The 15,172-nt window shown below is 65.9% G+C and carries 6 protein-coding genes; 1 reads left to right on the top strand and 5 read right to left on the bottom strand.

From position 1 onward, the window contains the following. Positions 1–36: 36 nt before the first annotated feature. Complete coding sequence (locus ORI27_RS26825; RefSeq protein WP_266000153.1) at positions 37–2,901, top strand: MMPL/RND family transporter; 2,865 nt, start codon at positions 37–39, stop codon at positions 2,899–2,901. 18 nt (positions 2,902–2,919) lie between these two features. On the opposite strand, the gene ORI27_RS26820 is transcribed toward ORI27_RS26825, so the two are convergent. The 5 genes from ORI27_RS26820 to ORI27_RS26800 all read right to left on the bottom strand — a co-directional run. Further along, positions 2,920–4,359 (bottom strand): bifunctional dTDP-4-dehydrorhamnose 3,5-epimerase family protein/NAD(P)-dependent oxidoreductase, encoded by a 1,440-nt coding sequence (locus ORI27_RS26820; protein ID WP_266000152.1) that lies wholly within the window; start codon positions 4,357–4,359, stop codon positions 2,920–2,922. Between the two features lie 16 nt (positions 4,360–4,375). After that, complete coding sequence (rfbB, locus tag ORI27_RS26815) at positions 4,376–5,374, bottom strand: dTDP-glucose 4,6-dehydratase (RefSeq protein ID WP_266000151.1); 999 nt, start codon at positions 5,372–5,374, stop codon at positions 4,376–4,378. Next, complete coding sequence (gene rfbA, locus ORI27_RS26810) at positions 5,374–6,243, bottom strand: glucose-1-phosphate thymidylyltransferase RfbA (RefSeq protein WP_266000150.1); 870 nt, start codon at positions 6,241–6,243, stop codon at positions 5,374–5,376. Before rfbA ends, rfbB begins: the two co-directional genes overlap by 1 nt. After that, on the bottom strand, positions 6,240–12,746 hold the full coding sequence (locus ORI27_RS26805) for a beta-ketoacyl synthase N-terminal-like domain-containing protein (RefSeq protein WP_266000149.1): 6,507 nt from the start codon (positions 12,744–12,746) through the stop codon (positions 6,240–6,242). Before ORI27_RS26805 ends, rfbA begins: the two co-directional genes overlap by 4 nt. Then, positions 12,743–15,172 (bottom strand): SDR family NAD(P)-dependent oxidoreductase (locus tag ORI27_RS26800; protein ID WP_266000148.1); only part of this gene is annotated, 2,430 nt, incomplete at its 5' end. The genes ORI27_RS26805 and ORI27_RS26800, both read right to left, overlap by 4 nt.

Below are 15,172 nucleotides of genomic sequence, written 5' to 3'. Positions count from 1 at the left end.
CAGCTCCGTCGGCCAGCGATCGCGCGGGCGATCCGTATGCTGTCGCCGCTCATCATCCTGGCCTGGGTGGCTCTGACCATCCTGGTGACGTTCTTTGTTCCCTGGCTGGAGACCGTCGGCCGCGACCATTCGGTGCCGATGGCCCCGCAGGACGCGCCGGCGGTGGTTGCCATGCACCGGATGGGCAGTATCTTCAAAGAGTCCGCCTCCGACAGTTTCGCCATGTTGGTGCTGGAGGGACAGGACCAGCTCGGGGACGATGCGCACACGTACTACGACAGGCTGATTCAGGCTCTGAAGAGCGATACCAAGCACGTCGAGCATGTGCAGGACCTGTGGGGAGACCGACTCACCGCGGCCGGCGCGCAAAGCAAGGACGGCAAGGCCGTCTACATTCAATTGAATCTGGCCGGTAACCAAGGCACGACATTGGGCCAGCAATCAATCGCCGCGGTTCGCAACATCGTTGACCGCATGCCCCCACCGCCCGGCATCAAGGTCTATGTCACCGGTCCCGCAGCGCTGGTGGCCGACATGCAGCATGCCGGCGACCACTCGATGATCAAGATGACGGCATTGGGCGCCGTCCTCATTTTCGCAGTCCTGCTCCTCGTCTACCGGTCGATCGTCACCGTTCTCGGCCTGTTACTCACGGTCGGCATCGAGGTATTGATCGCCCGCGGAATCGTCGCGTTTCTGGCCGACCACAACATCATCGGCCTCTCGACATTCGCCACGAGCTTGCTGGTCGCCCTGGCGATGGCGGCCGGCACCGACTACGGGATCTTCTTCTTCGGTCGATACCACGAGGCGCGCCAGGCTGGCGAAGACATCGAAACCGCCTTCTACAGCACCTTCCGCAGCGTGGCCCCCGTCGTCCTGGGCAGCGGTTTGACCATCGCCGGGGCGATGCTGTGCCTGAGCTTCACCCGGATACCGATTTTCCAGAGCATGGGTGTGCCATCCGCGGTCGGCATGTTCGTCGCCGTCGCGGTGGCAGTCACCCTGGTTCCGTCGTTTCTGGCGGTCGGCGGCCGGCTCAAACTGTTCGACCCCAAGGTTCGGCTCAAGAACCGGCGGTGGCGACGGATCGGCACGGCGGTGGTGCGCTGGCCAGCCCCCATCCTTGTCTCGACGATAGCGATTGCACTGGTCGGGCTGCTCGCACTGCCCGGCTACCAGACCAGCTATAACGACCGGCTTTACATACCGCAGGATCTACCGGCGAATGTGGGCAACGCCGCCGCCGATCGCCATTTTTCCCAGGCCCGGATGATGCCGGAAATCCTGATGATCGAATCCGATCATGATATGCGGAATCCCGCGGATTTCCTCATCCTGCACAAACTGGCGAAGGCGATCTTCAAGGTTCCTGGCATCTCCCGCGTCCAGGGCATCACGCGGCCCGAGGGGACACCGATCGAGCACACCTCCATTCCCTTCCTGCTGAACATGCAGAACGCGGGCATGCAGAGCAGTCTGAACTTCGTCAAGGCTCGCATGAACGACATGCTCGAACAGGTCAGATTGATCGACCGGCAAATTGTGATCATGAAGCGCATGTATGAGCTGCAAAAGCAACTCAACGACCTCACGCACAAATCGTTCGTTACGACAAAAGAAATGTCGCAACTCGTGACGATACTGATGGGCAACGCCGCGGACTTCGACGATTTCTTCCGGCCGATCCGGAATTATCTGTACTGGGAGCCGCACTGCTATGACATTCCCATTTGCTGGTCTATCCGGTCGGTATTTGACGCAATTGACGGTATTACATCACTCAATGACAAGATGAAAGAGATGCTGGTGCATCTCGATGCCTTGGACCAGTTATTGCCGCAGATCCTTGCGCAGATGCCCAAGATGATCGCGATCATGGAATCAATGCGAGGCATGATGCTGAAAATGCACGCCACGATGTCCGGTACGTTCAACATGTTGGACGATTCGAACACCAACACCACCGCCATGGGACAGGCGTTCGACGCAGCTCAGAATGACGATACGTTCTATCTGCCCCCGGAGGTGTTCCAGAATCCGGACTTCCAGAAAGCGATGAGCGCCTACCTGTCTCCTGACGGGAAAGCGGCTCGGTTCATCATCTCCCACAAGGAGGAACCGGCGTCACCGGCGGGCATCGCGAGCATCGACAAGATCAGGTCCGCCGCCGAGGAAGCTCTCAAGACAACCCCGTTGCAAGGTTCCAAGATCTCTATCGCCGGCACGGCGGCGACCTTCAAGGACTTCAGCGATGGCTCCAAATACGATCTGTTGATCGCGGCGGTCGGCGCGCTGTGCCTGATCTTCATCATCATGCTGATCATCACCCGCAGCTTGATCGCCGCCCTGGTGATCGTCGGCACGGTGGCGCTGTCGCTGGGCGCGTCGTTCGGGATGTCGGTGCTGCTCTGGCAATACATCCTGGGTATCAAACTGCACTGGATGGTGCTGCCGATGTCGGTGATCGTGCTGTTGGCGGTCGGCTCCGACTACAACCTGCTCCTGGTATCCCGAATCAAAGAAGAGTTGGCCGCCGGGATCAACACCGGAATCATCCGCGCGATGGGCGGCTCCGGCAAGGTCGTGACCAACGCCGGCCTGGTGTTCGCGTTCACCATGGCCGCGATGGTGGCCAGCGATCTGCAGATCATCGGTCAGGTCGGTACCACGATCGGCCTGGGTCTGCTCTTCGACACCTTGGTCGTGCGGTCGTTCATGACACCGTCGATCGCCGTTCTACTCGGCCGGTGGTTCTGGTGGCCCCTGCGCGTTCGTCCGCGCCCGGCCAGTGCGATGCTGCGGTCCGAAGGAACGCGTGCCTCGGTGCGGGCCTACATGCTGCCCCGCGACGACCTCGACGACGCCGTCACCGCCGAAATCCCGAGGACATCGGTCTGAGTCGCTAGCGGGCCGTCGCTACCGAGCCGCGGCCTGGCCCGCCCGGGTCTCGGCCAGCACGTAAGCCTCCAAGCTCTCGCCGGCAGCGGCGGGCACAAACCCCGTCGACTCGATCTTCGCCAAGTCGAGAACACCCCAGGCCGGCCGCGGCGAAACCGGATTCGTCGCCGTGCTGAAGTACTCCGCCGTGGACACGCCTGTCACCCGGGTCGGGTCGGAACCCGCAAGCTCGAACGTGCGTCGCGCTACATCGGCCCACGAGGTGACCGGCCCGGAACCCGTCAGGTTGTACGTCCCGTACGGTGCCGCGGTCTCGACGAGATGCCGGATCGCCCGGGCCAATTCCGAGGTGAACGTCAGCCGGCCGACCTGGTCGTCGACCACCGACGGGTCCACACCCCGTTCGGCCAGAGAAAGCATGGTGCGCACGAAGTTTCGTCCGTCACCGATCACCCACGAGGTGCGCAGGATGTAGTGCCTGTCCAACGTGGCGATGATCTGATCGCCGGCGGCTTTGGTCTGCCCGTAGACGCCCAGCGGGGCCATCGGATCGTCCTCGCGGTAGGGCCGCGTCGCGGTGCCGTCGAACACGTAGTCCGTCGAGACGTGCACCACCGTCAGCCGATGCGCCGATGCGATACACGCCAGATTCGCGACACCACCGACGTTGGCGGCCCATGCCGCGGCCCGCCCTTCAGAGGTCTCGGCCGCATCGACCGCCGTGTAGGCCGCCGCATTGACGATGGTTCCGTAGTCGCGCCAACGACGTACGGAGCCAAGATCACTGGCCGTCAGATCGAAGTCGGGCAGGTCGACGAACTCGACATGGGACACGTCTTCGTATGCCGATTGCAAAGCCCGGCCAAGCTGACCGTTGGCACCGACGACCAGGATCTTTCGCGGCTTGACGGGCACGACGTCGGACAGCGGTCCCTGGGCGCGGTCTTTCGCCGACAGCTCGGCCTGTTCCAGAGGAATCGGCCAGTCGATGCCGACGGTCTCGTCACCCGGGTGAAGCGACGTGTAGACACCGTCGGGTGAGTAGTGATCGTTGACGAGGTAGGTGTAGGCGGTGTTGGGCTCCAGCGTCTGGAAACCGTTGCCGACACCCTGCGGCACGAAGACCGCACGCGACGGGTCGAGTTCCGCGGTGACGACGGTCCCGAACGTGGGTCCGTCGCGTAGGTCGACCCACGCCCCGAAGATCCGTCCGGCAGCGACCGAGATGTACTTGTCCCATGGTTCGGCGTGGATGCCGCGGGTCGTACCCGCCGCATCGTTGAACGAGATGTTGTTCTGCACCGGCCCGAAATCAGGCATTCCGGCGGCCATCATCTTCTCGCGCTGCCAGTTCTCCTTGAACCACCCGCGATTGTCGCCATGAAGTGGCAGTTCCCAGATGGTCAGCCCTGGAATGGCCGTGGCGGTCGCGCGCAACGCCTTGCCCAGCTCCGTCATCGCTTGCGCTCCCCTGTCATTGCCCGAGGCGGGCGTAGAACGCTTCGGTGGCGGCTTTGGCGGGCGCCCACCAGCTTTCGTGGTCGCGATACCACTCGATCGTCGCTGCCAGGCCGTTTTCGAAGTCAGGGTACCGAGGCCGCCACCCGAGCTCGTCACGTAATTTGGTCGCGTCGATCGCATACCGCAGGTCATGGCCGGTCCGGTCGGGGACCTTCTCGTAGTCGTCGGCATCGCGGCCCATGATCGTCAGGATCAGTTCGACGACGGTCTTGTTGTCCTTTTCGCCGTTGGCGCCGATCAGGTACGTCTCCCCGATCCGGCCCTTCTCCAAGATCAGCAATACCGCCGACGAGTGATCATCGGCATGGATCCAGTCGCGCACGTTGAGACCGTCGCCGTACAGCTTGGGGCGGGCACCGCACAAGACATTGGTGATCTGGCGGGGAATGAATTTCTCCACGTGTTGGTACGGGCCATAGTTGTTGGAGCAGTTCGAAATCGTCGCCGCCACCCCGTAGGAACGCACCCACGCCCGCACCAGCAGATCACTGCCGGCCTTGGTCGACGAATAGGGTGACGACGGGTTGTAGGGGCTGGCTTCGGTGAACCGGCCGGGATCGTCCAGCGCCAAATCGCCGTACACCTCGTCGGTGGAGATGTGGTGATAGCGCACACCGTACTTGCGGACCGCCTCGAGCAACGTGAAGGTGCCGATCACATTGGTGTGCAGGAACGGCTCGGGGTCATCCAGGGAATTGTCGTTGTGGGTTTCCGCGGCGTAGTGCACCACACCGTCGGCAGTGGCGACCAGCTTGTCGACCATCTCGGCATCAGCGACATCACCATGCACAAAGGTGACCCGATCCTCGGGCAGGCCGGCCAGCGACTCGCGATTACCAGCATAGGTCAGTTTGTCCAGCACGGTGATGTGGTGATCGGTGTGCTCGACCGCGTAATGCACGAAGTTGGATCCGATGAACCCGGCACCTCCGGTGACGAGAAGCTGCGCCACTAGAAACCTCTCTCCAGCAGGTCCAACAGATAGGACCCGTAACCCGACTTCACCAGGGTATCGGCCCGGTCACGCAGCTCGTCGTCGGTAAGAAAACCCTGCCGCCAGGCGATCTCCTCGGGCACCCCGATCTTCAGACCGGTACGTCGTTCCATGGTGCGCACGTAGTCGGCCGCGTCGGTCATCTGGTCGAAGGTGCCGGTGTCCAACCAGGCGGTGCCGCGCGGCAGTACCTGCACCCGCAGCCGCTCCTGTTCCAGGTAGGCGCGATTGACGTCGGTGATCTCATACTCGCCACGATCACTCGGGGACAGCTCCCGCGCGATCGACACCACGTCGTTGTCGTAGAAGTAGAGCCCCGGCACCGCGTAGTTGCTCTTGGGCTGTTTGGGCTTCTCTTCCAGGGACACCACCATGCCGCTGGAATCGAATTCCACGACGCCGTATGCCGAGGGCTCGGCCACCCAGTACGCGAAGATCGCGCCACCATCGATATCGGCGAAACCCTTGAGCTGGTTGCCCATTCCCGGCCCGTAGATCAGGTTGTCGCCCAGGACCAGTGCGACCTTGTCGGTGCCGATGAAATCGGCGCCGATGGTGAACGCCTGCGCCAGCCCGTCCGGCGATGGCTGTTGGGCGAACGTGATGGACACCCCGAAGCGCGATCCATCACCCAACAGCCGCTCGAAACTCTCGGCGTCGTGCGGTGTGGTGATCACCAGGATGTCGCGGATGCCCGCCAACATCAGGGTGGACAGCGGATAGTACACCATCGGCTTGTCGTAGACCGGGATCAACTGCTTGGAGACACCGAGCGTGATCGGATGCAGCCGGGTCCCTGAGCCTCCCGCCAGGATGATGCCCTTCATGGCGACCTGCTGATGACTCGGACGCCCATGCCGCGCGTCTCGTAGATGCACAGATCGTCGACCCAGAACCGCCCGTCGAACACCATCAGCGCTCCCCGGTCGTCTCGTTCCGTGGAGACGACCTCGATCTCGGATCGGGTGCGCTTGTTGGTCGGGGTCACCTGACCGCGGAACTTCCAGCTGAACACCTGGTCCAGGGCGACCGGCTCGAACTCGTAATCGTCGCCGGCCGGGACGTATCCCGCCAGCCGGGCCAACGCGCGCGCCGCCTGCTGCATGGCCTCAAGTCCCAGCGAGCCGGGCTGCACCGGGTCCTGGAAGAAGTGAGCCTTGAAGAACCATGCTTCGGGGGTGACGTCGTACTCGGCGACCAACCGGCCCAGACCGGCTTCTCCCCCGCCCGGCCAGAAATTCACCCGGTCGAGCACCTGCAGTCGGCCCTGGTCCAGCCACGGCGCACCGTCGAGTTCCGCCGCGCGGTAGGACAATGCGACCGGGGCCGGTTCGGAAAGCGCCTCCAATGCTCCCGGCTTCACCTTCAGGCCGACCTGATTCTTCAACGCCTCGGGACTGAAGAACCCGAACGCCGTCTTCATCGTCATCACGACTTCGTCCTCTTGGGTGCAGACGACATCGAAGAAGACGATGGTCGAGCCCGCACCGTCGGCGAATCGCTCCAGCGTCGAGGTCACCCGCAGGGTGCCGACCCGTGCCGGCCGGTGCTGGACGACGTCGCCGCCGTCGAGATTGCGGAACACCACATCATCGGGGCGGTTGGCGGCGAAACCGTTGTACGACGACAACCAGCCGCACGGCTGCAGCAGGATCTCGATCAGCACCGGCATCGGGACCGCATCGACGTGGGCGTCGGCGAAATACCACTCGCCTGCCGGGACGTCGTATTCCGCGATGACGGTGCCGCCCTTGGTCGGCACGCCCGGCAGGCTGGACACACTGAGCACCCGCGACATGAAGTGGTAGGGCTCGTCCGGCAGGCGTGGCGCCCGGCGGGTGCCGTCGAACGGAGCGTACAAAGCGCCGAACGCATCCGAGGGCATACCGCGCCCGCACGCCAGGAGCGCACCCTGATCACCGCGAACATCCTTGGTGTTCTCCAGGATTCGCACCGGTCCGGGTGCACCCGGCGGCATGGGCCAGTCCGGAACGAGCCGCATGCCGAAACGTCGGCATCCGAACACCTTGAAGCCGTCACTGCGGCAGAGCAGCGCGGCGAAGATCGTCGGGGTGGGGCCGTCGATGATCTCCTCGATGAACACTTCGTAGTCGAGCATGTGGTCGGCGTCCGGAGTCACCTGCCCGCGGCACACGAAACGCGCCATATCGTCGGGCACCGGCTCGAACCGCCAGCCGTCGCGCTCGATGGTGAACCCGTAGGCGGCCATCGCGAAGGACAACGCCTGGGTGGCCGCGTCCGCCATCAGCGTCCCGGGCATGCACGGATCGTTCTTGAAATGCCCGTCGTAGAACCAGGTATCCCTCGGGACCGCCGCGGTGGCACGCAGGTAGCCGCGGCCCCACGGGCCCCCTTCCGGATCGAACTCGGCGATCTCGTCGATCAGCTGCAGCTTTCCGCTCGGAAGGCTCGGCGTTCGAGTGTGGGCGGCCGCCCGCTCGAAGCCGGCTCCGAAGCACCGGTAGGCGTGCCCGTGGATGAATGCGTCCAGATCGTCGCGGCTGAACGACGTCTTCTGGGTGACGCACGGCGGGTCGTCACGACGCGCGCCGTCACGCGGTGCGTCGTCTTCGGCGTCCCACAACACCCCGTCGGACTGGGCGAGTTCGGCATCGGAGAAGAATCCGGCTTGACCGTTGCGCACCGAGATCATCAACCGATCGCCGATGTAGCAGTCGTAGTGGAAGAAGAACAGTCGGGTGTCACCGGTTTTCGCGTGACCGTCGATGTGGATCTCGTAGTGCAGTGTGTCGCCACCCTTGGGCAATTCGCCCATGAACGTCAGGTCGCACCCGAGCAGGCGGTAGACGCGTTCGCTGCAATTGGTGAAGTCCGCACCCAGCCACGACGCGAGCAGCAGGTCCGCCTGGCCGCTCTCGATCACCACACCCGGCGACATCCGGCCGTTGTGGATGTACCAGGCGTCGGGGTCCACATCGGTCTCGGTGACGATGCAGCCGGTGCCCATCGTGCCGGGCTCACCCTCGATGCTCATCACCCGGTCTGCCAGGAGCAGCGGCGGCTCGGGCATCCGCACCAGGCGTTCGTACTGGTCGTACTCGGCGAACTTGGGGCCCATGACCTCCGAGACCTTGCCTCCGGCAAGGATTTCCAGCTGCGCGCGGGTCCATAGCGGCTCCTCGACGGGTGCGGGCCGCTTGCTCGACGCGGGCGCCGGCGGGGACGGCGCGGGTACGGCCTGCGGCTCGGCGGTCGCCGGCGGGGGTGACGATGGCGGAGGGGGTGGCGGCGGCGCTGACGGTGGTGGCGGAGGCGGCGCGCTGGGTGCCGGCGGCGCCGGCGGTGCAGCACGCATGGCAGGTGCGGGTGCGCTCGGCGGCGCCGCGGGCGCGGGCGCGTACGCAGCTGGGGCATTGGCGGTCGGCGACATCGCGGCGCGCCGTCCTGTCACGAGCGCGAGAAGGTCGCCGCGCGACTTCAGGAACGACGTGTGGGCATCGGCCTGCCGTTCCAGGAACGCTGTATGCGCATCGCTGACCGAGGTGACCAGACTCAGCGCCGCGGCCGCCTGATCGCCGACCGCCGCGGCTACCGGCACGACCGGCCGGGCGGGCACCGGGCCGGGGCTGGGCACGGATTGGGCGGGGCCGCCCGCTGCGACGACCAGTGGCGCGGGATGGACCGGCGCTGGCGGCATGACTTGGACATTTCCACGGTCCACTTCTGGCATGGGCGCACTCTCATTCTTGGACGCCGCCGGGGTCGGCACCTTCTCCGAAGGCTCAGGGGTCGAGACGATATCCGGCCAGTGGGCGGCCAGCGTCAGCTTGCGGCCGTTCTCCGGCGAGACCGGCATGGCTTGTTCATGTAGTTGCCGGATGCGCGCATCGAATGCGTCGATGTCGACCGGCAGCCCGTGAACCCACAGCTTGCACACGCTTTCGGCCAGTGCGCGCAACCCCCGCCGTTCCTGGGGATCCAGTGCGACCGCGAGATGCGGGCGATCGCCGAGGATCTTCGACACCGCTCCGGTCAGAATCGCGCGGGGCCCATGTTCGACGAAGACCCGAACGCCGTCCTCCCACGCCTGCAGGACCGTCGCGGGAAAGTCGATGGGCTCGAGGGCCTGCCGGGTGATCGCCTCGGCAGCCGCCTCCCGGGTCGGCACGTAGGCGCGGTTGACCGCGTTGGTGTAGAACCGGACTCCGGGCGCGTCGTGCGTCTCACGGGTGTGAATGTCGCGCCAGGTATCGGCGAACGGTGCCATCGCTTCGCAATGGATGACCATATCCAGACCCAGCGGTATCGCGGTCGCGCCATCCACAGCTTCGATCACCCGCCGACACGCCTCGGGATCACCGCCGATGACGCAATCGTCGGGCGCTTGAACGATGGTCATATAGGCGCGCGGCTCGGCAGCCAGCGCAGCCTCGACCGCCACGCGGGGTGCGGTGATCCGCCAGCACTCCCATGGGGCCGGCTGGTTCCCGAGGCCCCAGTCCGCCGCCGCCACCCGGCAGGCACCGGTGAGCTCGTCGCCGTACATGCCCGACGCTTCGATCTCGCGCAGCATCGGCTCCAGGTCGCGCCACACCCCGAAGGCCAGCAGCGAGTTCGTCTCGCCTGACGAAAGGCCAATGGCTGCGGTCGGATTGAGACCCAGGACGGTCCGGGAGAATTCGGCCTGCGACTGACAGACGAGCGCGCAGCCGGTCAGCTGGGTTCGCGGATCCAGGGCGGTGATCCCGGCACCGTGAAGAGCCCGCGCCAGGTCGCCGACACCGGAGAGACGCCGCGTGAGCGCGTCACCGATCTCAGGCCACGCGAACAACAAGTCACGTCCGGCACCCGGGTACGCCGCCGCCGCACCGGTGAACGTGAAGGCCAGTTCACCGGCCATCGGGGCTTCGGCGAACGCGATACCCGGAATTGCCGGTGACTCACCACGTTCCAGCCGCTGCAGGGCCTGCTGCCGCAGGGCGTCGAGCGTGGACTCGCTGTCGCCCACCAACGAGCATCGCACCGGCCCGGCCCCACCCGGTTCGCCGCGTTGCATCCGGCTCAGCAATTCAGCCCGGCTGGCGCCGGCATACCGTTCCGAGACCGGGACGACGCCAACGGCCAGCGGCTTGGGGGCACCATCGGGCGCCGACACCGTAATGCCGTCGGCATGTCCGCCCAGCGCCTCCACCCAGACCGCGGCAGTTGTGCCGCCCGGCGCCGGCTGCGCCCCAGCCTGATCCACCCGCACCCGGGCCCGCACTGCCTCTACGCGGGCAGCGATCTCGACGGCGGCGCTGGCCGCATGGGTACGACCGATACGCCCGGCGGCGAAGTTCGGCTCCGTAGCGATCGGTTCACCGTCGGTATCGATGACCGCGATGATCTCGTCGCCCGCGACTTCGGCGTCCGCACGCCGCTTGAGGACGAACGCCACCGCGGCGTCGCCGTGCGCCACACTCGTATCTGGGTCGAGCGCATCAGCTGCACGTGAATGTGCCGGCTCACAACACATATCGACCGCGCCCGCGACAACCGTGTCGAGTTCACGGTGCCGCAACGCCCGGATACCGATCTGCAACGCGGTGATCCCGGACAGTTCCTCGGTGGAGACGGTGAAGCCGAACCCACGGAAGTCGCGCTGCGCATGGATGCGGTTGGCGGGAATGTTCGGCATGGTGCCGACGACACCGTCGGCGGTCAACTGCGGCGCGGCGGCTAAATTCGCCTCCAGCCACTGTTCGTCGTCGCTGTGCAGCACCCGCAACCGTTGCCGGGCAATGGTGGCATCGCACCCCATGCCGACCAACACCCCGGTACGGTCCGGATCCACGGTCACGTTGCGCAACGCCTGCCCTGCCGCGGCCAGCATCGCCGTCTGCTGACTGAGGCTGCCGGCAAGTTCATTTGGCGGAAAGCCAAGTCCCGCAAGGTCAAGCTCGACGGCATCGAGCGGGCTGGGCTGCGCCTGCGGCCCGAGCACGCGGCGACGGAACGCCCCGGCATCGCGTGCGTCACCGGTGATCACGCCGACTCCGCAGATGACGACATCGTCGGTGGGCGGCTGCTGTCGCGCAACCGAATCCCTTGGCCCACGGTAATTCTCGACGATCAAGTGCGCGTTGTTGCCGCCAAAGCCGAAGTTGCTGACCGCCGCGCGCTTGACCGGCCCCTCCCATGGTGTGGCTGCTGTCACCAAGGTGAACGACGTATCGCCCAGTTTGTCGGTCGGCTTCTCGCACAATGACGGGGGAAGAGTCGACGCCTGCATGGCCGACAGCACATTCACCAGGCTCGCCGCTCCGGACACTGTGATGGTGTGGCCCAGATTGCCTTTCAGCGCACCCAACTTCAGCGGCACATCCCCGTAGGCGGCCGCGATGCTCTCCAGTTCCGTCGCATCACCGAGCCGCGTTCCGGTGGCGTGACAGTCCACATAGTCGATGTCGGCCGGCGTCAGCCCGGCCTGCTCGAGCGCCGCCATCATGGCACGGGTTTGGCCACCCACCGCCGGTGCCAGAAACCCGCTCTGGCGCCCGTCGTTCGACAGCCCGACCCCCACGATCACGCCGAGAATGTTGTCGCCGGTCCGCTCGGCGTCGTCGAGACGCTTCAGCGCGACCAGCGCCGCACCTGCCGAGGGAACCAGACCGTCGGCTTCGGCGTGGAAGGGACGGGACCGACCCGACGGGCTGAGCGCTTGTAGCGATGTGAAGCCGAGATGCAGGAAGAGGTCGTCAGAGCCGTTGACACCGCCCGCGAGCATCACGTCGGCGTCGCCGTCGTGCAGGGCGTCGCACGCCAGCTTGATCGCGTAAAGCGATGACGCGCACGCTGCGTCGAGGGCATAGACCGGCCCATTCATCTGCATCGCCCCGGCGACCAAGTGCACCGGCAGCCCCGAGGAGAAGCGGTTACGCGGATCGTCGTTGCCGTGACCCGTCCAGACCGCTTCCACGAACGCAGTGCCCATGGTGCTCGGATACGACAGGTTGCCGACGATCAATCCGGTCCGCGGCGCCGCAACTGAACCGCCCAGTGCCTGCTGCGCACACTGCGCGAGCCACGGCACGATCGGATCGAGCCGATCGAAATCGGGTATCCGCGCTGCGATCTCGGTCAGGTCGAACGAGGCATCGATGTTGCCTCCGGTCGCCGACGACACCCGGAGACCGGGTTTGTCGCTGGCCACCAGCTTGGCGGGATCCACCCCGCGCCAGTGGTCGCGTGGTGTGGGCGTCAACAGGCAACGTCCGGCCATCGACGCCTCGAACAGCGCCTCCGGCGTGGCTGCACCCGGCAGTACACAACTGCGTCCGACGATCGCGACGGGTTCGAAAACGCTCACGCCGAAGTGCCCGCGGCGCCACCCGCAGCGTAGAACTCCACACCCTCCAGCGTTGCGATAAGCGCACCGTCGGAAGTTTCGTACGCGATGTCGAAGTCGACCCGCTTGTCATTGACCGGATGCGCGGCCAACCGGCAGCGCCCGATGCTGCCGTCACCGAAGGCGCGGTGCAGAACGACGCGCGCGATACGGATCGGCAGCACCAATGGACGTCCCTGCGCACCCGCCCATACGATGCCCAGCTGTAATCCACCATCGATACCGGCCGCGTCGATCGCCCAGCCGTTCTGCGGCCAGCCGAGTTCGCCCAGACTCTTGAGGTCTGCGCTTCCGCCGGTGCCGCCGAAGCTGTCGAGGCGCTCGATCACCGCGAACTGCGGCCCGTGGAACAGCGGCCCGGCATACGCCTCGTCGACACTCATCGGCCACGCCGACCCGGACACCGGCGGAACCGATAGTTCCGGTGACGCAACGGCGGTGGTGTCGATGGTGGCGCGGTACCGCGCCCGGCCCTCGCTGTCGCTGATGGACACCGTGTAGGACGTTCCGGCCGGCTCGAAATCGATACTGAGAACCTGCTGTTCGTGTTCGGCGAGGGTGACGCCCGACAGCACCTGGAAGTCGCGGACCACCGGACACGCGTCGGCGACCAGACCGCGGGCCGCGCGCAGCATGGCGTCGAGCGCGATCACGACCGGCACCACCACCCGGCCGCGGACCTGGTGATCAGTGAGTACCGGCAGGTTGTCGGTCGACACCTGCCATTCGAGGTGTGCCGCGCGCAGGCGCTGCTCGGCAGGTGCCGCGACCACCACCGCTGTTGCCGAAGACCGGCACAACGCATGTTCGGCGAAGAACTGTGCACCTTCGGCGATCGGGATGACACCGACACCGCCGGCGAGGAACCGGCTCTTCAGCGTCGCGTCGACCATGCCACCGTCCCACGGGCCCCAGCCGAATGCACGAACCACGCATTCGCCGTTTCGGCGCGCGGACTCCCGGGCGGCGATCGCCTCCAGCGCCGCGTTGGCCGACGCGTAGGCGGACTGCCCGGGATTCCCGGCCCGTGCCGCGATCGAGGAGAACAATGAGATGAAGCGCAACTCATCGGTTGCGGTCGCATCCAGAAGCGCTTCGGCACCAATCAGTTTCGTGTTGAACACCTTGACGAACTGATCGTCGTCGAGGTCTTCCAGACGCTTGTCGGCAAGCACACCCGCGCCGTGGACGACTCCGACGATTGGCCCGAAATTCCGCCGCACCTCATCCAGCACGCTTCCCAGCGCAGTGCGATCGGTGATGCTGGCGGCGAAGTACCGCGCCGGCGTGCCCTGCCGCTCTGCGGCCGACAACGTGGCACGGACTTCCCGCTCGGCCAGCAGGCTTTCCGCCTGCGCGCGTGCCTGCGGCAGGCTCAGCTGCTCGCCGCGGGCGCGCGCCGATGCCGCCAAGGCGGTGGCGATCTCGGCGGCGGTGGTGCCGGTCGGCTCGTCGGCGGCGATCTCACGCAGTGCCGTACGTCCGAGAAGGGCGAGTCGCAGGCCATGCAGCTTGGCCAGCGCCAGCGCCGACTCCGCCGTCACACCCCGGGCGCCACCAGTCACCACGACCACGCCGCCCTGCGTGACGCTGATCGTCTCACCCTCCCCGACCGAGGACTCGATGTCATCGACAGTGACGAGCCGGGTCCCGTCCGCACGGAGCGCGACCTCGATACCGCTGCCGCCCTCGAGGAGCTCGGCCGTCAGCCGTTCGGCATCAAGGCTCTCCATGTCGATGGCCCGCACTGAGGCGTTGGGCCATTCCCAGCCTGCGGTCTTCACCAGGCTGGCAACACCGACCGGCACGTCGGCGGCGACGAATCGGGCACCCGTCGACTGCACCGTGACGAACACGCGCGTTCGGGCATTGCTCTTGGCCACGCTGCGAGCGGCGTGGAATGCCCGTACGTGCACGTCGACACAGTCTTCGGGGGTGCGGGCGGGGGCCAGCGCGGCCAAGCTGATCACAGCGCCCGCTTCGGCCGGCACCTCGTCGACAGCCCGGGCCGTAATCCCGCGCGCATTCAGCGTGTGCTCGAGAGCGTCGGCGAAGGTGGGGTCTTCACGAGTGATGAACACGACGCCGTCGCGCAGTCCGGCCATCGCCAACCCGCTGGGCGGCGCGGCTCGGAGCTCGGCCTCGGTGCAGCTCAAGCCAACCGGTGCCGACGACTCGGGAGCGGAATGCTGAACCCCGGCGATCTGCGCGGTGGTACCGCCGGCGGCGAAACCGGCGATCGTGTCGACAACGTCCTGCAGAGTGCGCAGGTTCGCCAACTCAGAGGCCGGGATCTCCGGAGCACCAGGGAACTTCGCCTGCAACGCCGCCAAAATCTCGACCTGCTTGATCGAATCAATCCCCAGCTCGGCCTCCATCTCCATGCC

It is taken from the genome of Mycobacterium pinniadriaticum, assembly GCF_026242045.1.
Lineage (GTDB): Bacteria > Actinomycetota > Actinomycetes > Mycobacteriales > Mycobacteriaceae > Mycobacterium > Mycobacterium pinniadriaticum.
This window is presented reverse-complemented; position numbering and strand designations above follow the sequence as displayed.